The organism is Neobacillus niacini (genome assembly GCF_019749295.1).
GTDB classification, from domain to species: Bacteria; Bacillota; Bacilli; order Bacillales; family Cytobacillaceae; genus Neobacillus; species Neobacillus niacini_D.
Genome location: NZ_JACWFG010000012.1, coordinates 1 through 23,545 on the forward strand (window position 1 = coordinate 1; position 23,545 = coordinate 23,545).

16 protein-coding genes are annotated in these 23,545 nt (G+C 39.6%); all 16 read right to left on the bottom strand.

The window, feature by feature from the left end; translation table 11 throughout:
• Window positions 1–546: 546 nt before the first annotated feature.
• Window positions 547–1,569 carry a galactose/methyl galactoside ABC transporter permease MglC gene (mglC, locus tag H0184_RS16930; RefSeq protein ID WP_221827212.1) on the bottom strand — a complete coding sequence of 341 codons (1,023 nt, stop codon included), beginning with the start codon at window positions 1,567–1,569 and terminating at the stop codon, window positions 547–549.
• A 13-nt stretch (window positions 1,570–1,582) separates the two neighbouring features.
• Window positions 1,583–3,085, bottom strand: a complete 1,503-nt coding sequence (gene mglA, locus H0184_RS16935; RefSeq protein WP_221827213.1) for a galactose/methyl galactoside ABC transporter ATP-binding protein MglA — start codon at window positions 3,083–3,085, stop codon at window positions 1,583–1,585.
• 185 nt (window positions 3,086–3,270) lie between these two features.
• The gene (gene mglB / locus H0184_RS16940) at window positions 3,271–4,335 is read right to left on the bottom strand and encodes a galactose/glucose ABC transporter substrate-binding protein MglB (protein ID WP_221827214.1); all 1,065 of its coding nucleotides are present in this window, start codon (window positions 4,333–4,335) and stop codon (window positions 3,271–3,273) included.
• Between the two features lie 201 nt (window positions 4,336–4,536).
• The gene (locus tag H0184_RS16945; protein ID WP_221827215.1) at window positions 4,537–6,123 is read right to left on the bottom strand and encodes a response regulator; all 1,587 of its coding nucleotides are present in this window, start codon (window positions 6,121–6,123) and stop codon (window positions 4,537–4,539) included.
• Window positions 6,116–7,582: a sensor histidine kinase gene (locus H0184_RS16950; protein ID WP_221827216.1), complete on the bottom strand. Its 1,467-nt coding sequence runs from the start codon at window positions 7,580–7,582 to the stop codon at window positions 6,116–6,118. The genes H0184_RS16945 and H0184_RS16950 overlap by 8 nt, the downstream gene beginning before the upstream one ends.
• 1 nt (window position 7,583) lies before the next feature.
• On the bottom strand, window positions 7,584–8,579 hold the full coding sequence (locus H0184_RS16955) for a sugar-binding protein (protein ID WP_221827217.1): 996 nt from the start codon (window positions 8,577–8,579) through the stop codon (window positions 7,584–7,586).
• Between the two features lie 174 nt (window positions 8,580–8,753).
• Complete coding sequence (locus H0184_RS16960; protein WP_221827218.1) at window positions 8,754–9,743, bottom strand: LacI family DNA-binding transcriptional regulator; 990 nt, start codon at window positions 9,741–9,743, stop codon at window positions 8,754–8,756.
• Between the two features lie 3 nt (window positions 9,744–9,746).
• Window positions 9,747–10,805: an aldose epimerase family protein gene (locus tag H0184_RS16965; protein ID WP_221827388.1), complete on the bottom strand. Its 1,059-nt coding sequence runs from the start codon at window positions 10,803–10,805 to the stop codon at window positions 9,747–9,749.
• A 72-nt stretch (window positions 10,806–10,877) separates the two neighbouring features.
• Complete coding sequence (galT, locus tag H0184_RS16970; RefSeq protein ID WP_221827219.1) at window positions 10,878–12,359, bottom strand: UDP-glucose--hexose-1-phosphate uridylyltransferase; 1,482 nt, start codon at window positions 12,357–12,359, stop codon at window positions 10,878–10,880.
• 5 nt (window positions 12,360–12,364) lie between these two features.
• On the bottom strand, window positions 12,365–13,354 hold the full coding sequence (gene galE / locus H0184_RS16975) for a UDP-glucose 4-epimerase GalE (RefSeq protein WP_221827220.1): 990 nt from the start codon (window positions 13,352–13,354) through the stop codon (window positions 12,365–12,367).
• Window positions 13,351–14,532: a galactokinase gene (locus H0184_RS16980; RefSeq protein ID WP_221827221.1), complete on the bottom strand. Its 1,182-nt coding sequence runs from the start codon at window positions 14,530–14,532 to the stop codon at window positions 13,351–13,353. Before H0184_RS16980 ends, galE begins: the two co-directional genes overlap by 4 nt.
• Before the next feature lie 137 nt (window positions 14,533–14,669).
• A complete protein-coding gene (locus H0184_RS16985) occupies window positions 14,670–16,898 on the bottom strand; it encodes an alpha-galactosidase (RefSeq protein ID WP_221827222.1) in 2,229 nt (742 codons plus the stop codon).
• Between the two features lie 90 nt (window positions 16,899–16,988).
• The gene (gene lacZ / locus H0184_RS16990; RefSeq protein WP_221827223.1) at window positions 16,989–20,015 is read right to left on the bottom strand and encodes a beta-galactosidase, LacZ type; all 3,027 of its coding nucleotides are present in this window, start codon (window positions 20,013–20,015) and stop codon (window positions 16,989–16,991) included.
• A 36-nt stretch (window positions 20,016–20,051) separates the two neighbouring features.
• A complete protein-coding gene (locus tag H0184_RS16995) occupies window positions 20,052–20,870 on the bottom strand; it encodes a carbohydrate ABC transporter permease (protein ID WP_260631640.1) in 819 nt (272 codons plus the stop codon).
• Window positions 20,863–21,759, bottom strand: a complete 897-nt coding sequence (locus tag H0184_RS17000; protein WP_221827390.1) for a carbohydrate ABC transporter permease — start codon at window positions 21,757–21,759, stop codon at window positions 20,863–20,865. Before H0184_RS17000 ends, H0184_RS16995 begins: the two co-directional genes overlap by 8 nt.
• Before the next feature lie 457 nt (window positions 21,760–22,216).
• A complete protein-coding gene (locus tag H0184_RS17005; protein WP_221827224.1) occupies window positions 22,217–23,506 on the bottom strand; it encodes an ABC transporter substrate-binding protein in 1,290 nt (429 codons plus the stop codon).
• Window positions 23,507–23,545: the final 39 nt, after the last annotated feature.

The window sequence follows — 23,545 nt, forward strand, 5'->3', positions numbered from 1 at the left end:
AGACAATCGCTGATTTAATCACCATATCTAAATTAGAATTGATAACGGAATCTTTTAAATGGTCTAGATCTAGGTTAAACTGTAAGTGAGTCATTTTATTTCCTCTTTTCATTGTTTATCGTCGCTGAAAACAGTGTTGCCAAGAGTGAATAAAATGACTCATTCTTTTTACACAATTATATGGACTTTATCCCAAACTCCAATGATTTGGATAAGATAACCGGAAAAACTCCGCTTATTTTTAATGAAATAGGGGTATTTGCCTAATTAGTCGGAATTTCTCCGCTTATCTTTTAACACAGTGAAATCAACAGCCTAGTTTAACACAGCCAAACTCTTTTAAAAGAACCTCCATAAACTCTTGACCTGAAACGCGTTTCATACAATAAGCTGTGTATGTAAGAAAATTCAGCGCAAAGTCGGCGTGATCATGAAAAGGAGCGTAACGACTGCGCTGTATTTAATGGAGGTTAAAAATATGGAAAAACCAATCGTATTTTTTGATACCAAAAAAGGGCATTCCATTGAAGGAATGCTCCTTTATCCTTATTTTTTCTTAGCATGCTTCCGCATATCAAAAGCAACGGCAACAATGATAATAGCGCCCTTTACGATAAATTGAATGTACGGACTTACACCGAGGAAGGCTAATCCGTAGTTAATAACTTGGAATATTAGAACCCCCGTTATTACTCCTGGAACTGTTCCAATACCGCCTGATAGTGATACTCCGCCGACCACGCAGGCTGCAATGGCGTCAAGCTCGTACATATTACCAGTATTATTCGTTGCACTGCCCACACGACCAGCTTCTAATGTTCCTGAGAATCCATATAAAAGACCGGCAATCATATAAATGATGATGATATTTTTTGCAACGTTTACGCCGGAAACCTTTGCCGCTTCAGCATTACCGCCGATTGCGTACATATTCTTTCCAAGCTGAGTTTTATTCCAAACCACCCAAATGATAATGGAAAAGGCGATTGCATATAAAATCAGATAAGGGAATTCATACTGTCCTAACTTAATTCCTTTTTGAGCAAAAGTAGTAAAGCTTTCACTTAATCCTCCGATTGGCTGCGCACCGTATGGCGGACGGTCAAAGTAGATGGAAGTGACTCCGTAAACACCAATCATCATACCTAGAGTTGCGATAAATGGCGGTACGTGAAACTTTGATACGATAAAACCATTTAAAGTTCCAAATAGTCCTGTTACAGCCATTGCAATTAATATAGGGATAAACAAAGGCAGCTCCGGAAGGTTTGGATACATTTTATAAGCGTAATCACCTGCTTGGAGCAGAGAAGCTGAAACTACTGCTGCAAGTCCGACCATCCGTCCGGCAGATAAGTCTGTTCCGCCTAATATCAGGATACCTGCGATCCCAAGAGCAATAATAATCCTTGAAGATGACTGACTTAGGATATTGATTAAGTTGGTCATTGATAAAAAGTCAGGAGATGCAATGACAATCCCTATAACAAGTAGAATTAAAAATACATAAATAACATTATCAAACAGCCATTTTACAACATTAGACTTTTTTGTGGCCTGAGTATTCATTTTGCTTCTCCTCCTAATACAACGCTGCCAGCCGCATAATTTCTTCTTGCGTGGTTGTTTTTGTTTCTACGATTCCGGCTGCTTTTCCATTACTCATTACTAGAATTCTATCTGTTACTCCAAGCAGCTCAGGCATTTCTGAAGAGATCATGATAATCCCTTTTCCTTGGGCTGCTAATTCATTGATTAGCTGGTAAATCTCAAATTTCGCACCAACGTCAATCCCCCTTGTTGGTTCATCCAACAATAGTACTTCCGGTTTTGTCAGCAGCCAGCGTCCAATAATTACCTTCTGCTGGTTTCCGCCCGATAGACTTCCGATTGGGGTTTTTTGCGATGGTGTCTTTACTTTCATTGAATCGATTACCCATTTTGTATCATCATGGACTTTACTTTCTGATAGAAACAGCCCTTTTCGATACTGAGGCAGGTTGGCAATAATGGAGTTAAAGCTAATGCTGAGCTGCGGATAAATCCCTGTTGTTCTTCTTTCTTCCGTCACGAGCGCAAAACCATTTTTTATCGCATGCTGCGGCGAATGATTATGAACGACCTTTCCATTTAACTCAATACTTCCTGACTTCAGGCCTCTGATACCGAATATCGCTTCCATTACCTCTGTACGCTTTGAGCCTACAAGACCTGCAACACCTAATATTTCTCCTTTTCTCAACTCGAAGTTAATATTAGAAAATGAACCTTCTGTTTCGGCTGTTAAATCCTTAATTCTAAGCGTTACATCTCCAGGTTGATTGATTTTTTCGGGAAACCGCTGTGATAAGTCACGGCCAACCATTAGCTTAATGATTTCATCTGTCGTTAATTCCTTCGCACTTTTCGTAGCAATATACTGACCATCACGCATAATCGTAACGTCGTCTGATATTTTTAAAATTTCTTCCATTTTGTGCGAGATATAGATAATCGCTACGTTATCACTTTGCAGCTTTCTAATAATCGTAAATAAATGATTTACTTCTTTTTCCGTTAGAGAGGATGTTGGTTCGTCCATCACTATGAGTTTTGAATGATAAGAAACAGCTTTTGCAATTTCCACCATTTGCATTTCTGAGACTGATAAGCTTCCTACTTTGCTGCGAGGGTCAATTTTGATATCCAGACTTTTAAAAATGGCTGCCGTGTCCTCATACATCTTCTTTTCATCAATAAAAATCCCTTTTTTCGGATATCTTCCCAGCCAAATATTGTCCATTACATTTTGTTGACGGACTTGGTTCAGTTCCTGGTGGACCATTGAAACACCATTTTCAAGTGCCTGCTTGGAATTCGCAAATGAAACCTCTTTTCCGTCCAACAGGATTTTTCCTTCATCCATTGAATAGATTCCGAATAAGCACTTCATTAAGGTTGATTTGCCGGCACCATTTTCACCCATTAAAGCATGTACGGTCCCTGCCTTCACTTTCAGTGAAACATTATTAAGCGCGATGACACCAGGAAATCTTTTAGTTAAATTAATCATTTCAAGTAAATTGGTTGAACTTGCCTCTGACATGCGTAAACCTCCTTGCCTAACCATCTAGCGTGCTTTTTTATATGGTAAATTTATTTCATCAGTCCTGCTTCAAATTGAAACATTGCCCCGAACGAAGGAAAAGAATTGTCCTTTTCCTTCGTTCGAGGAGCGCCATTGAGGCTGCCCTCGGACTTGGCGCTTCCGCCTTTTTACCTTATTGCTTTTTATTTATAAGCGTCTTTACCTACTTGGATATTTTCCTTTGTGATTTCAACATAAGGAACACGTACTGCTTTTTTATCGTCTAACTTCCACTCTGTTCCTTCTAATACGTCCTTGCCATTTGCAGCATTAGCACCCAGTTGCACCGTTGCTGCACCTTGGTTTTTCGCATCATTTAGAACTGTACCAACCATTTTTCCTTTTTCAATCATTTCAAGTGCTTCCGGAATCGCGTCTACACCTACAACTGGCATAAACTTATCACCTGAGAAGTACCCAGCTTTTTCAAGAGATGCAATCGCACCTAATGCCATACCGTCGTTATTAGCAATGACAAATTCAATATTTTCATTGTATTTTGCAAGCCATGCGTCCATTTTTTCTGTTGCTTTCATTGCATCCCACATACCAGTATCTAAAGCAAGTTCATCCACTTGAATTCCTTTTTCTTTAACCGTATCCACTACAAACTTTGTACGAGCTTCTGCGTCAGGATGTCCTGGCTCACCTTTTAAAAGAACATATTGAAGCTTGCCATCACCATTTTTATCCCAAGCTTCTTTATTTGCTTCCCATGCCTTAGCGATCAATTCACCTTGGATCACTCCAGATTCAGAAGAAGTCGTTCCAACATAGTAAGCTTTTTCGTATCCTTCTAATACACTTGCGTCCGGCTCTTTGTTAAAGAAGATAACTGGAATATCCTTTACTTTTGCTTTATCAATAATTGTTTGTGCAGCCTTAGGGTCTACTAGGTTGATAGCCAGCGATTTTGCTCCTTTAGCGATTAGCGTGTCGACTTGTTCAACCTGCTTGGCTTGGTCATTTTGAGAGTCATTCAGCATTAAGTTAACCTTTCCATCTGCTGCAGTCTCCATTGCACGACGAACATAGGACATAAAGTTGTCATCGAATTTATAAATCGTTGCACCTACTGCTGGAAGGTCGCCGTCCTTGCCTTTTCCAGAATCCGTTGAACTTTTTTCTGTACCTCCGCAGCCGGTTGCTAATAGAATGCTAGACGCAACTGTTAATGAAAGAATGAACCCTTTTTTCTTTTTACCCATGTTATCCTTCTCCTTTTGCTAATTAGTAAAGGCTCTGGTAAACTCGTTTTACCTTTACCTCATTGAAAGCCCTTACACATATAGTAGCACCGGAAGATTCCGTTCAATAGTTCTAACCTATAGCACTAATTTGCGATTTCCTAGATTTTTTTGCTACCACAAAAAAAGACCGATTCATAACGAATCAGTCTTAAAATTCTATTAACATACCGTTTCCCTGCGAAACTCAGTCGGAGATAATCCTGTCTGCTTTTTAAATACACGGCTGAAGTAATTCGGATCTTTATAGCCGACAGAATAGCATATTTCTTTTAAACTCTTAGTAGCATCAACCATTTCTAGTTTTGCCTGCTTTATTCTAATTTCGGTTACGTAATCGATAAACGTCATCCCAAACCGATCTTTAAATAATTTGCTCAAATAAAATGGGCTTAGCTCCACATACTCTGCTACATGTTCTAAAGTAATGCAGTCAGCATAATGATTTTCAATATACTCCTTTGCTCTATGAAGCATTCCCTTGGCGTGATTGTTCCTCCATAATTGAACGTGCTTGACGACTGACAGCAAATTAGCTTTTCCTTTTTCTAAAATAAGGTTAATATCCGCTGCCTCATCAATCGTCAAAGACCCTTCAAAGTGTATCCCTAAATCATGCATCATTCGTGAAAGGAGAATAAAAAATTCATCAAGTGATTTTTTCACTGCTGCAGCTTTTAATCCTTTGTTATCCGTTAGTTTAGAAACAAAAGAATCAAAGATAAACATGACTTGATTTATATCACCCTGGCGAACACTATCTAGCAGCTTTTTCTCTAATTCCAGCACATCCGAAATCGAAGGCAGCTCAACTGTCCCTTGTTTACTGCTAAATAAGTACTTCCGATTTGGAGTTTTTAAAAGCTGCTGCAGCGCAACTACCGCTTCATGATAAGATTTATTAAGTTCATGACCATGACTATATGGAAGCCCTACTGCAATTCTTAATTCTGCGTTCACTTGTTTTTTATGAAATGAACTAAATAGACTGTCGATGACTGCCTGCGCACTTGTTTTAAAATGTACTTTATCTGGCTGCTGCTGGCAAAGAAATAGAACAGGTACTTGGAAATCTGTCATTGGGCCTATCATAATTTCTTCCTTTTTCACAACTGTTTTCAAGGCATCCTTAAGCCAAAAATAAAAGTTTTGCTTTTCTTCTAAGTCAAAATCTCCCTTTTCCTTTGGCAGAAGGGAAAACAACATAATATAACCTGAAGTAATTTCAGCTCCTAACAGCTGGCTCCATTCATCAAACGTAATATCCTGAACTTGGTTTAAGATCAGTGAAGACACCCACTCTTTTTGGGCTATGGAAACAGCACGATCTAGATTCTCCCTCAAGCTCTGCTTTTCTTCCATAGACTTCCGCTCTTCTATGATTTCAGCAGTAACACGCTGCAAACTCTCAAGAATATCCTGTTTTCTACTAGGCTTTAAAATATACTCTTTTACACCCTGCTGCATCACTTCCTTCGCATATTCAAAGGTATTAAAAGCAGAGACCATGATAAATCGAATACAGTGGTTACTTCTTCTGATTTCCTTGACTGCCTGAACACCATCTATACCAGGCATTTTTATATCCATAAAGATGATATCCGGCTGAAGTTCTCCAGCCATCTCAATGGCCTTTCTTCCATTTGGTGCTTCACCAATAACCATTACGTTCTCGGAAGAGCTGTTTATGATCTTCGTCAATGCCTTTCGCTCCAAAACCTCATCATCCACAATAAGAATTTTAAACAACCGCTCTTCCTCCTTTTACAACGTTTGGAATGGTCAGTGTAAACGTAGTACCTTTTCTTACCTCTGATTGTATTTTAATAATGTCTTTTTGATTGTAAAAAAGCTGAAGCCTCCGAATTACATTTTTTACTCCTATACCAGTCGAATGGCCTTTTGATTGATCAGGTTCGTATTCTTCTTCCATTACAGTACCGCTTATATAGTTTTGTAATCTGCTTCTAGTGACTTCATCCATTCCATCCCCATTATCCACTATTTCCACATTAATTCTGTCATTACTTTTGTAGATATGAAGCCGGATTTCTGCATTTTCCTCATACGATTCAACACCATGTATGAATGCATTTTCGATTAATGGCTGAAGTGTTAAACTAGGAATCTCTATATCCAAGCAATCCTCTTCTATTTCCGTAATGAACTGAATCCGGTCTCCAAATCTAGTTTGTTGAATAAAAAAGTACTCTTTTACAATTGTAACTTCGTCCCTTAAAGTGGCAGCTTTATTTAAATCGCCGCCCAGGTTATATCGCAGCAGAGCAGCAACAGATTCAATTAATCTAGAAGTATGCTCCGCATCCTCAAGATAAGCCATCTTTGAAACCGTATTCAAAGTATTGAATAGGAAATGTGGATTGATTTGGTTTTGAAGACTTCTTAACTCTAACTCTTTTAGAAGCTTATCAAGCTCCGATTTCTCCTTAATTTCTGTTACCAATTGTCTAAGATTTGAACGCATTTGGTTAAAGGTTTCGGTTAATGGCTTTAGTTCATCCTTAGTGGTTATTTTAATATCATCACCAGATAGATTACCTTTTGAAATTTGCCGTGCTGCCTCGGATAATAGTGTAATTGGTTTAGTAATACCGCCCGAGATCCAAAGAGCAATCAATGTACTAAGAAAAAAGGCAGAAGAGAAAAGGGAGAATGATAATAATTTATAATAATGATTTTGCCTTTCCATTTGATCATAGAAGTTTTGATAGTCTGTCAGTTTGTTATTCAACAGTGCAAGCGTACTTTCCTGAAGAAACCCATCTATTTTTAATGCTTCATTTAAGTGGTCGGAATATTCGTTAATATTGTCTTTATGGAAAGCTTCTATCGTTGCGTCGCATTCTTCTAGAAAGCTGTTTATCATATTTTGATAGTTAATAACAGCCATATCACTCGATCTCATTTCTTTATTAAACAGCCATTGATCATTCAGGAGCTTAGATTTTTCAAGATTATATTCTTTTAAATAGGAGCCTTCTTTATCTAGCAAATATCCCTGCAGATTTTCTGTTATTAACGTAGTTCTTTGTGAGATATCGTTTAACATCAGGAACCGCTCGAAACTATCATCGTATTCATTAACTAGGTTTTCACTGCTTTTATAAAAAAGGACCCCAACAGACGTTAACAACACGACAAGGACAATGAAATAGAGTAATAATTTTGATCGAATACGAAATAACATTTCAGTATTCCTCCCCCGCGGACTTTGGAATCTCTGGCAGTTTTCCATCTCTCATGATCACCGTATTCGTATGATTAACGGGAGGAACCTTCTTGCCTTTTATGAGATCAATCATCATAATTACCGATTTATAGCCCATTTCAAAAGGCTCTTGGACCACTGTTGCTTTGATTGTACCTTTCTTAATGTACTTCAGTGTTTCAGGAAGACTATCAAATCCAATAATATAAACTTGATTACGATCTCTGAATTTCTCTACTACTTGAGCAATCCCAATTGCATCGAGGGCGCTTGTCCCATAGAAAGCATTGACTTCGGGGTAATCACTTAATATCTGGTAAGCCTTTTCAGCCGCTCGAACTCGACTAATTTCAGATTCTTCCACCGTAATAATCGATATACCCTCTTCAGATTCCACTGCGTCCCGAAAACCCTGTACGCGCTGCTGCTGATGGTTTGCATAGAAACTGCCTGTAATAATGGCAACCTTCGCCTGACCATTGGTGTCCTCAATTAATGTCTTACCCGCCATAAATCCAGAGTAATAATTATCTGTCCCAATATATGCCATCCGGTTACTATTGGCCGCATCTGTATCAATGGTGATGACAGGGAGTTTTTCTACGACTCTATTAATTAACGGGGTAAATTGCTCATCACTCAATCCCTGAGTGATTATACCATCCACTTTAGATGCCAGCGACATCTCAATCGTCTTTAAATGTTCATCGATATTCGCCTGCTTCGGTCCTGCATACTCCAAAAAAACACCATATTCCGCTGCAGCTTTCTTTGCTCCTTCTTCCACCATCCGCCAATAATCATTGTCGAGCTCTTCAGGGACCAGCACAAAATGATACTTATACTTTTCAACTGTTTTAGCCTCTGCAGGCAAATCATGACTAACAACCTTATAGCCATAAAACACAGAAAACGCGCAGCTCACAAGAAAAAACAAAACCCCGGCACCGTACGCAGCCTTCGTCAATCTGCTCATATAACAACTCCCATACAACCCAAGTCTAAATAAAAATATTATACGAAATATACCAAAAATCGACAATGCCAAATGGTGACAGGCACCACATTAGAGTCATTCTAATGTGGTGCCTGTCACCATAAAAACACAAATGTCCACCCTCGGTGGACATTTGTGTTTGTTTATTGTTTTTTAGGAGCTGCTGTCTCGTATGATGAGCTGGGTGGAGATGATTATTTTCTTTGCTGTTTTTCTGCCTTCGATTTTCTCTGACAGGGTGTTGACGGCTGTTTCACCCATTAGTTCTGTGAAGACTTTTATGGTACTTAATGATGGAAAGACGTATTTTGAAATGCTGATGTCGTTGACACCAATAATGTTAACCCGGCTAGGAACAGGAATTCCTTCCTCTAATAGAGCTCGCAGTGCACCAATCGCCAGAGAATCATTTGCCGCAAAAAATGCAGTCGGTAAGTTTTCTCCGTGTTCAAGAATGGCTTTCTTCATCAGTGAATGACCATCTGAAACGGAAAATGTCCCTACATACATATAGTCTTCATTCAATCGGCCTTTTTCTGCCAGATAGGCTTTGAAGGTGCTCTCTCTTTGGTCCTCGATCAGAGAGGTTTGATCTTTGAAGACCTCTCTCCCGCCAATATAACCAATCTTTTCATGTCCATTGGTTAAATAATGATCAATAACTTTTTTAGTAGCCTTTTCGAAATCAATGACGATGGAATCAAACTGCTCTTCATCGGGTGAGGTGTCTACAAAAACGATATTATTTGTAATAGACACCAAATCTTTTATTTGCTTATTACTAAATTTTCCGATTGCTATAAGACCTTGTATCTCGTCCTGTTTTAGGTCTCCATAGTTATCTTGAAAGTACTTAGCTACAGAAAAGCCCAATTGTCTGGCTTGATTCTCAACACCCAGCCGTATCGACATATAATATAAATCTTCAAGTTCTTCCTTTTCTGTATACCACTGTAAAAGTGCTATTTTCCCTGTTTCTAGTTTTCTACCTTGTTTCTTTTTATAAGACAGCTGCTCTGCTGCCTCAAATATTCTCTTTTTTGTTTCATCACCAACAGATAAAGTACTATCATAATTTAATACTCGGGATACAGTTGCGATCGAAACTCCAGCTAATTCTGCAATATCCTTAATTGTAGCCATTCATTAAACCCCTATAGTATTAGAAAAAAAGCGATAGTTTGTTTTCGCCTTATATACTTCCTCTGGGTTTAAAACAATGGTTGGAAAATCCGGCTGGTTAATGGCGTCAGGCAGACCTTGAGTCTCAAGGCATACACCTAAGTAATTCCTTGCCCGTACCCCAGATATAGAAAATGGACCTTCTAATGTATTGGAGGTATAAAGGACCACGCATGGCTGGTCTGTGGTAACTAATAATGTCCTGCCACTCTCTTTTTCACTTAACGCCACTATGTTTTCTCCCTTTTTTGAAAAAACAAGCGGATGGTCATACCCGTTGCCAGCAAGCACATTTTGCGGATGTGAAGATTTCATTCCCGCTTTTAACAAACGGCCATGTTTAAAATCGAATGGCGTATTATCAGCATCAATCATTCTTCCTGTAGGTATCAAATCCTCCCCAAGCTCTAGGAAGCGTTCACTTTCTAACTGTAAAATATGATCAGAACAATCTCTTTTAATATTGCCGCTTAGATTAAAATAGGAATGGTTCGTTAGATTTACAATTGTTTTTTGATCACTGCGAGCTTCATAGGAAATACTCAGCTCATTTTGATTATTCAAAAGATAGGTGACACTCGTATCCAAATTACCTGGGTAGCCCTCTTCTCCATCAGGACTGTGATAGAAAAATTTTAATCCAATGGCATTCTCACCTTCAACGGGTTCCGTTTTCCAGATCACTGAATTAAAGCCCTTCTTACCACCGTGCAGATGGTTGGGTCCCTCATTCGGCGTCACCTGGTATACTTTTCCATCCAATTCAAACTTTGAATGATTAATTCTTCCTGCCACTCGTCCGACAACAGAACCAAAATACGGGGACAGATCAAGGTAATCCTCAAAATTTTCAAAACCAAGCACAACATTCTCAACGATTCCATTGCGGTCAGGAACCATTATCTTCGTAATAATACAACCGTAATTCAAGCATGAGACTGACATACCCGAATCATTAACAAGGGTATACTCAATCACTGACTCATCTTGATACGCACCAAATAGTTTTTCTTGTATTTTCATCACTTTTCCACTCCATTATTTACTTCAATATATAAGACATTATGCCGCCAACATGTGTTGTCTGTGATCAATCTAGGATAAAGACTGTATAAAGCGTTTGAATCCGGATTGACCTTCTTCATTTCGCTTATAAACACCAGCATCTTCTATTGCTTTTAAAAACTTTTTCCCTGTCTCTTCTCTTACAATTGCTTCTACGTTTGAATCTGTTACAACAGATTGATATCGATCTTTTAAATCCTTCGCCCAATCCATGTGATAATCAGCAACAGAATTCGTTTTTCCTAGTATGAAGTCTTCAACCTCTCCAAGTTCAGCTTTTAAACGTGCTGGCAGCACTGCAAGCCCCATTACTTCAATAAGCCCGATGTTCTCCCTTTTAATATGATGAACATCTTGATGAGGGTGATAAATTCCCAGCGGATGCTCCTCACTTGTCCGGTTATTTCGAAGAACTAAGTCCAGCTCATAAAAATCCTGTTTTTTGCGTGCAATAGGTGTGATGGTATTATGCGGTGTATCACCTGTTTTGGCATAGATTCCTACTGATTCGTCGCTGTAATTTCTCCAAGCAGATAGAATATGTTCTCCCGCTTCCACCAGCGGTTCAATTTCGCTTGATCTCAATCGAATAACTGACATAGGCCATTTCACAAGTGACCCCTGTACATTTGAAAATCTCTCTAACTCAAAGCTCCATTCATCTTCTGCTTTGGCCATTGCAAAGTCGTAATGACCTCCCTGATAATGATCGTGAGATAAAATTGAGCCCCCGACAATCGGTAAGTCCGCATTAGATCCAACAAAGTAATGTGGAAACTGCTCAACAAAAGATAATAATCTTCTAAACGCATCGGAAGTAATCTTCATATCCCTATGTTCCTCTGACAGTACAATACAATGCTCATTATAGTAAACATAAGGAGAATATTGCAGGAGCCAATTCTCTTCTACAAGATTCAGCCTGATCAAGCGGTGATTAGAGCGAGCTGGGTGGCCAATTCTCCCCGCATACCCTTCATTTTCCACACATAGCAGACATTTAGGATAATTTGTCTTTACCATTGACCGTTCAAGCTCTATACTTCTTGGGTCTTTTTCTGGTTTTGATAAATTGATCGTGATATCCAGTTCACCGTACTCCGTACTAACCTTGTACTCGATATTATTACGAATCCGCTTCATCTGTATATAATTACTATTTTTACTTAACTCATAGAAAAACTCTGTTGCATCGATCGGACTTTGTTTGTATTTTTCGTAGAACATTTGATTAACGGTCGAAGGACGCGCCATAAAACAGTTCATGATTTTACTTGAAAAAATTTCTTTTTCGTCAAAAATATTTTCAACAATACCTTGTTCACAGGCGTAGTCTACAATCTCTTCTAGTAAATCTGGAATCTCTAAATTAGACTCTCCATCACATTCCGTAAACTCAACTAATTTCAAGAGTGAAAGGATTTGATTACGTGCATAGATTTCATCTTCTTGAAGTATCAAGTCAGCGGCAATCGCTTTATTGATTAATTGTTGGATTCGTTGATTGATCATGTCACTCACCTCTCATATCCATTTGGATGGTGCTGATGCCAGTTCCATGCGTCGCTGATGATTTGGTGAATAGATGTTCTAGTTGGATTCCATCCTAGTACACTTCTTGCTTTTTCCGAAGAGGCAATTAACGTACTTGGATCCCCAGAACGGCGGTCACCGAATTGAACAGGAATATCAATACCCGTTACCTCTTTCGCAGTCTCAATAATTTCTTTTACTGAAAACCCTTGGCTGCTGCCCAGGTTAAAAATATTACTTTCCCCGCCGTTTTGTAAATATTTCAGAGCAAGTAAATGAGCATTAATTAAGTCCTCAACATGAATATAGTCGCGGACGCAGGTCCCATCTGCTGTATCATAATCTTGTCCGAAAACAGTGACAGCCTGTCTCTTTCCTAGCGCCGCCTCTAAGACAACGGGAATCAAATGTGTTTCAGGGTTATGGTCCTCTCCAATCTCACCGCCGCTTCTTGCCGATGCAACATTAAAGTATCGGAGTGATACATACTTAAGATCGAATGCCTTTTCACACCAAGCAATCATTTTTTCCATTGTGAGCTTCGTCTCACCATATGTGTTTGTTGGAATGGTTGCCGCAGTTTCCGTAATCGGCACCACCTTCTGTTCACCATACACCGCTGCTGTTGATGAAAAGATGATGTGCTTTACATTAAATTCCTTCATCATTTCAAGAACAATTTGTGTACCAAATACATTGTTGTCAAAGTACTTTAAGGGCTCTGTCATCGATTCGCCAACAAGAGAGTTAGCGGCAAAATGCAGGATAGCCTCAATGTTTTCTTTTTCAAACACAGAACGCATAAACTCACGGCTGCGGATATCTCCTTCATAGAAGTGTGCCTTTGGATGAATGGCATCACGATGACCGGTTTGTAAATTATCAATAACCACCACTTGTGACCCTTGATCAATTAACTGGTAAACAGCATGCGAACCAACGTAACCCGCACCGCCTAAAACAAGAATACTCATTCAAATTCCCCCAATTGAATTTCTTTTGCTCCATCGCCGATACTTGCTACGTAGAAATCTGCAGGATAACCAATTTTGTTCTGATAAGCTGCACCTACATTAGCAATAAAGCTCTCAACCTGTTCATTTTCAACAATCGCAATTGCACAGCCCCCGAATCCGGCTCCTGTCATGCGGGCACCAATGACACCTGGCTGTTTCCAAGCAGCTTCTACTAAACTGTCTAGTTCAACACCAGTCACTTCATAATCGTCTCGCAGCGAAATATGTGATTGATTCATTAATTTTCCAAATGCCTCAAGGTTTCCTGCCTTTAATTCTTCAAGAGCCTTAAGGGTTCTTACATTCTCATACACGGCATGTTTTGCACGTTTACGAACTGTTTCGTTCGTTATTAAATTTTGATTCTCATCAAATTCTGCTTCTGTCAGCTGACCAAGTGCTTGGATTGAAAGTCTTTGCTGAAGCTGAGACAATGCTTGCTCACACTCCCCACGGCGCTCATTGTATTTGGAGTCTGCCAGCTCTCTGCGCTTATTGGTATTCATGATTAATATCTTGTAACCTTCTAGCTTAATGGGAGCGTACTGAAAGTTCAATGTCTGGCAATCGAGCAAGATTCCAGCATCCTTTTTTCCCATTCCAATGGCAAATTGGTCCATAATTCCACTGTTGACACCGATGAACTCATTTTCAACTCTTTTACCAATCTTAATCATATCCAAGCGATCTATCCCTAAATTAAATAAACCGTCTAACAGCACTCCAGTTAGCAGTTCAATGGATGCAGAAGATGAAAGTCCGGCTCCATTTGGGATATTTCCTTCTATTACACACTCAAACCCTTGCGGAATATCATAGCCTGCTTCCTTTATATAACGAATCATTCCTTTCGGATAATTGGCCCAATGGTGCTGCTTATCATACTCTAATTGAGTTAAATCAAATTCAATAATCTCTTTGTCCGGAAAGTTTACTGAGTAAAGGCGGACAAGATTGTCATCTCTTTTTCTAGCTGCCGCATACGTTCCATAAGTAATGGCACATGGAAAGACATGACCGCCGTTGTAATCTGTATGTTCTCCAATTAAGTTAATTCTCCCTGGGGCAAAGAATGCTTGCTCAGGCTGGGCCTCAAATATATCTCTAAATGTAGTTTTTAACTGTGTGCTGTTCATTATCGTCCCTCCATCATTCTATCTATATGTTTATTTTATTCTATTCGGTAAAAATAATCCAATGTTTTTTACTAAAAATTTTACTAAATATACGCTAAAAAGCAGTGTATACTAATACACACTGCTTAATTAAGGGATTATTTCATATTTTTATCCGTACATTTTAAGTAAAATATGTTTGATTGGAAGTCGCCTTGCCGTTCTGATGACCGCGCGTTTACTCCGTTAAATTCAGTCGGAAGCTGAAGACCTATTTGCATTAGTTCATCACCATAGCAGGTTCGTCCATTCACTTCATATGCTTTATCCTTTGATAAACCACTTAGACGTAATGTTTGCTGTTTACGAGAATTCGGGGCAGCTAATACCTTATAATAACCAACTAGTGCTTCTGATTGATCTGGACTAACCACCATCCAAGCCGTTTCATTACCTGAGAACGGACTCAATAGTCGATAAAAATGGCCATCCCGAATCAAGCGGCGCTGCTCTTTATAAAAAGCTACCTGCGCTTTAATCTCCTCTCGTTCCTCTTCCGTTAATGAGAGAGGATCTAGTTCATAGCCAAATGTACCAAAGTAAGCTGTATTTGCACGTGTAGACAGCGGGGTCTCCCTGAATGTTTGGTGATTTGGAACAGCTGAAACATGAGATCCCATGCTATACAATGGATAGGCAAAGGATGTTCCGTATTGAATTTTAAGCCTTTCGACCGCGTCCGTATTATCACTCGTCCAAGTTTGCGGAGCATAATACAACATGCCAGGGTCAAAGCGCCCGCCGCCGCCGGCACAGGATTCAAACAAGACATGCGGGAACTCGCTTGTTAACCTTTCATACAGTGAATAAACGCCTAAAATATAGCGGTGGAAAAACTCCCCTTGCTGGTTCGGTGCTAACTTTTGTGAGAAAGGCTCCGTGATGTTGCGGTTCATATCCCATTTTATATAGGATAGATTTGTTTGTTTAATAATTCCGGACATTTTTTCATAAAGATAATCAACAATTTCAGGTCTGGAAAAATCAAGTACCAGCTGGTTCCTGCCTAAAGTTCGGTGCTGATCTGGCATCCCTACGGCCCAATCAGGGTGTTCTTTAAATAACTCGCTGTTCGGACTAATCATTTCCGGTTCAAACCAGAGGCCAAATTTCATCCCGACATCTGTAATCCTTTTTGCCAAGCTTTCTAGCCCATTCGGAAGCTTATTATAGTCAACATGCCAATCTCCTAAAGAGGAAGTATCATCATTTCTTTTTCCAAACCAACCATCATCAAGGACTAACATTTCAATCCCCAATTCACTGGCAGACTTTGCAATATTAACTAGCTTTTCCTCATCGAAATCAAAGTATGTGGCTTCCCAGTTATTGATTAATATCGGACGATCTTCCTTTTTCCATTGTTCAGGTATCAAGTTTTCACGGTAAAGCTGATGGAAGGCTTGACTCATCCCATTTAAACCCTGATCCGAATAAACCATGACTACTTCAGGTGTTTGAAAGGTTTCTTCTGGTGCGAGACCCCAATTAAAAGCAAAGGGATGAATCCCCACTGTTACCCTCGCCATGTCGTAATGATCCACTTCAACCTGCATGATGAAATTACTGCTATAAACGAAGTTAAAGCCGTACACTTCACCGTTATGCTCCGTGGCATCAGGCCTTCTTAAAGCTAAGAACGGATTATGGTGGTGAGAACTGGCACCCCGTATACTGGAAATCGATTGAATTCCCGTTTCAAGTTGGCGTTCCTTCACATGCCTTTCTCGAGCCCATGCCCCAGCTAAATGCGTAAACACAAAATCCTTATCTGGAAGGTCAAGTGATGCGCCCATTAATCGTTCTATTACAAGATTACCTGTTCCAGCATTTGTCAGTGTTGCACTTCTTGTAATCACAGGCTTATCCGCAAAAATGGTATAGTTTAATGTTAATTCTGCTTGAAGAAATTCATCCTTTAATAGAATTTGTAGTGTACTAGCATCGCTGCCGTACGTTGCTGGAAGTCCCTCAAGGCGCGGCTTTCCTTCTAAAACACGATAGGAGTCAAATGTAAAAGTTGGAACATGGGTTTCATTTTCTTTTCGGACAGCAATGGCTGGTTCACGGAAATCCGAATTTCCATAAGCAGGATATTCCTGTCGCAGTGTTTCCAAAACAAATGCTGGATCGTCAGCATAGACATGACAGCTGGCTCCTGTTGGAACATCATAGATTTGCAGATGGGAAAAATCGTCCCTATGCCGCAATGCTTTTCCATAATATAGATGTCCTAATTGACCATTTTTCATCACGTGAAAAATATAACTCACTTGACCATTCGTTAAATGAAATTGCTGGTTTTCTTGATTTATATAAATGTGCATAGCCTGCTCCTTATATATGAAATAAAGAGCCTGAGCATTCAGGCTCTTCCAAGCTGTAACGTAGTTTTTCAATGAATTTCTATATGAGAATTAAACTCTTTGAATTAAAAATTCAAATTCCATGTCTTGATCTGCCTTGATAAGGTGTTCGTCATGAACTGGAGCTCCCCAGCTGTCGTCTCCGCCGACACCCATCTGCTTACCGGCAACTGTTACGACAGTATAATGAACAGGTGGAAGCTCATGAACATGCTGAGCATTCTCAAGTTCAAATGCTGTATATGGACTTAGGTTACATTCCAGCGGTTCAGCGATTGAAGAAATTCTAATTCCCTGACCATTGCGGTTTGTCACGCTGACGCGGCGGACCCCTGTTCTATTCCCAGATTCCTGCGGCATCACATATCCTGATAAACTATCAGAAACTTGATTTTTAAAGGTCGTGAGCTTTGCTCCCATCGCACGGTCAGAATAATTCTCATCTGGACCCATTGCATACCAATCTAATTGATCATAATCTGCTGGAACCTTGAAGGACACAGCAAAAGTCGGCAGCTGCGGCAGATTCTCTGCACCTTTATAAGCAGACTTCACGCGAACACTTCCATCTGAATAAACTGTGTATGCTGTCTTAACCTCGATATCTGGATTAATCGAGAACTTATAGGTAAAAGCAATACAAATATTATTGCTGTTTTCACTCACTTCTATATTTACACACTTTCTCGCTAAGCTAGCTGCGTACCAAAGCCCGGAATGGAAACCTTGTGAAAACCCGCGGTCATTATCCGTCGTCGCTCTCCAGAACAATGGAGCCGGCGGCAATGAAATCATCTCTTTGCCAGCATAGTTCAGAGACACTAACGTTCCAGCTCCCTTTGAAAACATAACTGTAAAGTCGCGGCCATGAACCCCAATGTTGACATCACCAAGTGCAACTCTTAACTCACCGCTAGGCAAGGCTACCTCCTTTGTACCAACCTGATAAACATACTGTCCGAAAGCAATCTCAAAACCTGCTTCTGCCCAAAGAGTGTTTTCCTTCAACACTAGTGAAGATTGCACACAATATTCACCTGCTTCTGCTTTGAACTCTTCAGGGATATCAAACTCAAAGCGTCCTTCACTTTGCGGCTCAACCTCTGCAAGCAGGGAACTTCTATACAATTCTTTTCCTTCATGGAATAGAACATATTCCAACTCATAGTCTCTCGTATTGGAGAACAGACTTTCATTTTTAACCATTACACCTTTCCCATCAGGAACTAGTTTGAAATCTTGATATAAAAATTTCACTTCCTGCATTTTAGGTGAAAGCTCACGGTTGGCATAGACAATTCCATTTGTACAGAATCCATAATCAGTTGGACGGTCGCCAAAATCACCGCCATAGGCAAGATATTCATTGCCGTAACGATCTTTTTTATAAAGTGATTGATCAATATAATCCCAGATGAATCCGCCCTGATACATTGGATACTTCGTCTCTAACTCTGTATATTTGTACATACCGCCAAGTGAATTCCCCATCGCATGCATATACTCACAGCTGATGTAAGGCTTCTCTGGATTGTCATTTAAATACTTTTCAATATCAGCTGGTTTCGCATACATACGGCTTTCCATATCACTCGTATCGTTATAATCACGGTTGTGGAATACTCCTTCATAATGAACGAGTCTGCCAGGGTCAACCTTTTTGAAATATTTAGAGACGTTCAAGATGACTTCACCCGCATAGGATTCATTCCCACAAGACCAAATCAGGATGGAAGGGTGGTTTTTATCCCGTTCTACCATCGAAATGGCACGGTCCATGACAATAGGTTCCCATTCCGGCTTATTACCTGGAATATTCCAAGATGGCTCCACCGCACCCATCTTTTGCCATGAGCCATGTGTTTCAAGATTCATCTCATCGATCACATAAACTCCATACTCATCACATAATTCATACCATAAACTTTGGTTCGGATAATGTGAGGTACGGACCGCATTGATATTATGACGTTTCAGTGTTTTGATATCCCAGAGCATGTCCTCTTTTGTAATCGCACGGCCATGGCGGGGATTGAATTCATGACGATTCACACCCTTGAATACAATCCGCTCCCCATTAAGGTGCATCACTTTATTCACAAGTTCAAATCTTCTAAATCCAATCTTTTGCGGAACAACCTCTACTAAACTTCCAGCTTGATTGTAAACTTGTATAAATAATTTGTACAAATAAGGACTTTCCGCACTCCAAAGCGCAGGCTGCTCAATAGCAAGGTTTATAGACCACTTACCATCAACATTTTCAGCTTCCCCCGTTTTAACAAGGGTACCATTGGCATCAACTAATTCTGCCGTTATTTTTGAAGCGGGATTCCCTTGAAGCTTTAAATCAACTGAAAGTGTCCCTTTTGTAAAAGTTGAATCTAGTTCAGGACGAGCATGCAGGTCAGAAACATGAATTTCTGGAACAGTATAAAGATAGACATCACGGAAAATCCCTGAAAATCTCCAAAAATCCTGATCTTCCAGCCAGCTGCCGGTGCTCCGCTGATAAACCTCTACTGCCAGCTTATTCTCTCCATCTACTAAATAAGGAGTAAGGTCAAACTCTGCAGGTGTAAAAGAGTCCTCACTGTAGCCTACAAACTCACCGTTTAACCATACATAAAAGGCAGATTCTACACCTTGAAAAGAAATATACACCGGTCTATTTTCCATAGCAGCTGGGACGTTGAAATATTTCACATAGCTTCCAACTGGATTATGGTCAGTCGGAATCTCTGGAGGACGAAGCTCATGATGGCCATCCCATGGGTACATCGTGTTGACATATTGCGGCTGCCCGTAGCCTTGGAGCTGGATATGTCCCGGAACCGTAATATCCCCCCAGCCTGCACAATGATAATCTTGCTCGAAAAAGTTTACAGGTCTATGGTCTGGATTGATACTGTAGGTAAACTTCCAATTCCCATTTAATTCATGTCGCAGCTTCATTGGGGCCGCTTCTTGCGCCTCCGCCAATGTTTCGTAGTACACATGGTCAGAATGGGCAGGTACCCGATTCACTGCAAATACATTCACATCTGTAAGCCAAGCTAAACTTGGGGTGGTTTTCATATCTATCACACTTCCTATCTACAATTTCTAATTCTATTATTTTACAGAACCCATCATTCCCGCAACAAAATGCTTTTGCATAATAAAGAAGATTAGCGCTGCTGGCAGAGTCGCAATAACGATGGCAGTCATGATGACACCAAAGTCAGGAGAATAACTCGAACCCAGGTTGGAAATTAGCAATGGAATCGTTTGATTTTCTGGTGACTGAAGCACAACCAGCGGCCAAAGGTAGCTGTTCCAGCTAGCCATGAACGTAATGATAGCAGCTGCTGCATACGTCGTTTTCATGGTTGGAATATAAATTCTGAAAAACACACCTAATTCCGTTAAACCGTCTATCCTTCCTGCTTCAAGGATATCCTTTGGAAACATCTTCGTACTCTGTCTAAAGAAAAAGATCAGAAAGGCAGTGGTAACTGTCGGCAGGATAACAGCCGAGATAGTATCAATTCCAATGAATGGCGCATTTTGTGATATCGTTCCAAACATTCTGAATAACGGTACCATTAATGCTGCAAATGGAATCATCATCGATAGCAGCAAGAAATTGAATAAATAATCTTTAGTCTTACTTTGATAAATTTCAAATCCATAACCAGCCAATGAGGCAATCAGCATCCCTAAAATAGTAGTGATAATGGAAATCTTTGCTGAATTCATTAATGCTGGTACGAGATCTACTGTATTCAAGAGGTTGTTTAAATTCTCCATAAAATGGCTGCCTGGCAATAACCTTCCCTTTGTTACATCAACCGACTTATTCGTGGAGCTGACAATCATCCATAAAAACGGGAAGATAGAAATGATAGCCGCAATTGTGAGAAACCCATAACCAAAGACTTTTTTAAGCATTTTTATCACCTGCCACTTTGAACTGAATAATAGAGAAGATTACAATCAGAATTACAATTGCATATGAAACGGTCGCCGCATAGCCAAAGTCCGGAGTATATTTAAAGGATAGATTATAAATATACTGAGAGATGGTCATCGTAGCATTTCCTGGCCCACCCGCCGTAATATTCATAACTTCATCAAATAACTGAAGCGTCCCTATGGTGGAAGTAATCGAAGTAAACAAGATAATAGGTTTTAACATTGGAATGGTAATCTTGAAAAAAGTTTGAATTGGGGAAGCCCCATCTATTTTTGCTGCTTCATAAATAGAATGATCCACGTTCTGCAGTGCAGATAGATAAAAGATCATATTATAACCGGTCCAACGCCATGTAATCGCGGCGATGATTGTAATTTTCGCCCAAAACGGATCTGTTAACCATGAAATCGGTTCTGCAATCAGTGACATCTTCATTAACATTATGTTCACGATGCCATCCTGTCCAAATAAGTATTTGAACGTAACAGAATAGGCAACAAGTGAAGTTACACACGGTAAGAAGATTGCTGTACGGAAAAACCCTTTAAACTTCAGCGTTTTATCATTTAGTAAAACAGAAATAAATAATGCAAGAATAATCATAATGGGTACTTGAATGATTAAATAAATGACCGTATTTTTTACCGTAGTCAGAAATACTGGATCTTTTAATAAACGTGCATAATTCTCTAGGCCGACAAATGTTAAGTTTGTTCCTCTGCCGGATTGTAAAGACATGATGAATGCCTGAATCATTGGGTAAAAATAAAATAAACAAATCATTACAGCAGCTATAGCAACGAATGACCAGCCAATAGCTGCGTTTTTCACTCGGAGTCCCCGAGTGGACTTAGCTGTTTGCATGGTTGGGTTGGCTTTTGCAGGTATCACATCTAGTCAGCTCCTAACTGAGGTTATGTTATTTCTGGTTTGACTTATTTTAAAATAGGGTCTGTTAAAACTGAATGTTGATTTCACTGTGTTTGGAAAATAAGCGGAGAATTTCCGTTTAAATTGGGAAATTCTATTATTCCCTTAAGAATAGGCGGAGTTTTTCCGCTTATTGCATCCAAATCCTTGGAATTTGTCTTCTTTATAGCAGTTAACCGGAATATCTCCGCTTATAACTCTTCTTAAGGTTCCTCTCTAAACAATAGACGGAAATTCTCCGCCTATGAATTCTCACCACAGCATGAAAGTCAACAATGAATAATAACAGAGCCTTAAAAGAAAAGCTCCGAGACTCTCGCCTGACACTGTTCGCTCCACTAAACCAAAGAGGAGAAGCCGGCGAGTACCCGAAGCTTATATTCATATGAAATTATTTCACTTGTGTTTCTGCTTGACCTTGAGCGTCTTTTAGCGCCTTATCAAGTTCCTTACCTTTAATATAGTTTTGTGCTTCTACTGCAAGAATGTCTTCGATTGCATATGTGTGTAAACCGAAGTTTACTTGTGGAATTTCTGCTGTCCAGGCAGCGAAATCAGCAATGATTTTCTGTCCGCCAAAGAATTCATCTGCAGCCTGATACGCTTCACCTTCAGATGCTGGCTTATACGTTCCAATCGCTCCAATTTCCTTATTGATTGTTTGATAGAATTCAACACTTGAGCCAAACGTTTTTGCTAGGAAATCTGCTGCTTTTTCTTTTCCTGGTACATTAAGAACATACCAAGAGCTTCCTCCTAAGTTTGAAGCATTAACAGAATCAGCTACACCAGGTAGTGTAGGGAATGGTACAACTGCCCATTTACCAGATTGTGAAGCTTCAGCCTTAATAGAAGGAGTGATCCAGTTACCTGTTGGCACAGTTGCCACTTCACCGCTATTGAATCCTGCTAAGAATTGACTCCAGTCAGATACAGGTTTCACTAAATCTGCATCTAAAAGCTTTTTATATGTTTCAAAAGCTGCTTTTAGTGCTTCATTGTCTGCCAAGTTAGGTGTTACACCATCTTCTTCTAAGTACCATGAGCCAGCAGTTTGGATCATCATACGAATTAATCCAAGGTCATTTGGATCTTGCGTTAACATTTGCTTACCAGTTGTTTCTTTTACTTTTTTACCGATTTCAATGTACTTGTCCCAATCGATGTTTTGCAAATCTTCAACGGTATAACCAGCTTGCTCTAAATAATCTGTTCTAACGTATAATCCTGTTACTCCCGTATCAAATGGAAGACCATAGTTTTTACCTTCAAAGCTTGTTGGAGCAATTTTATAATCTGCAAAGTCTTCTGCTTTAAATGATCCAGTCATTTCATGGAACATGTCAGGATATGCCTGCAAGAAGCTTTGTGCACGATAATCTTCAATTAAAACAACGTTGGGAAGCCCTTTTGTAGTTCCAGAGCTCAAGCTTGTGTTAAGCTTTTGAATAATGTCATCTTGTGCATTTTCAATAATTTCAATCTCTACGTCTTTATCCTCAGATGCATATGCTTCTCTGGCTAATTCCATAGCTTTTATATTAAAATTTGGATCCCATGCCCACACAGTTACTTTATTTGAATCTTTTGCATCTCCGGAAGTATCTTTTGTTTTTGACCCCGAAGAACAGGCAGTCAACAACAGTAGGCTTACTAAAAACAGAGCAAGTACTTTCTTCATTGATATTCCCCCAAGTGATTATGATATTGGTTTTGTAAG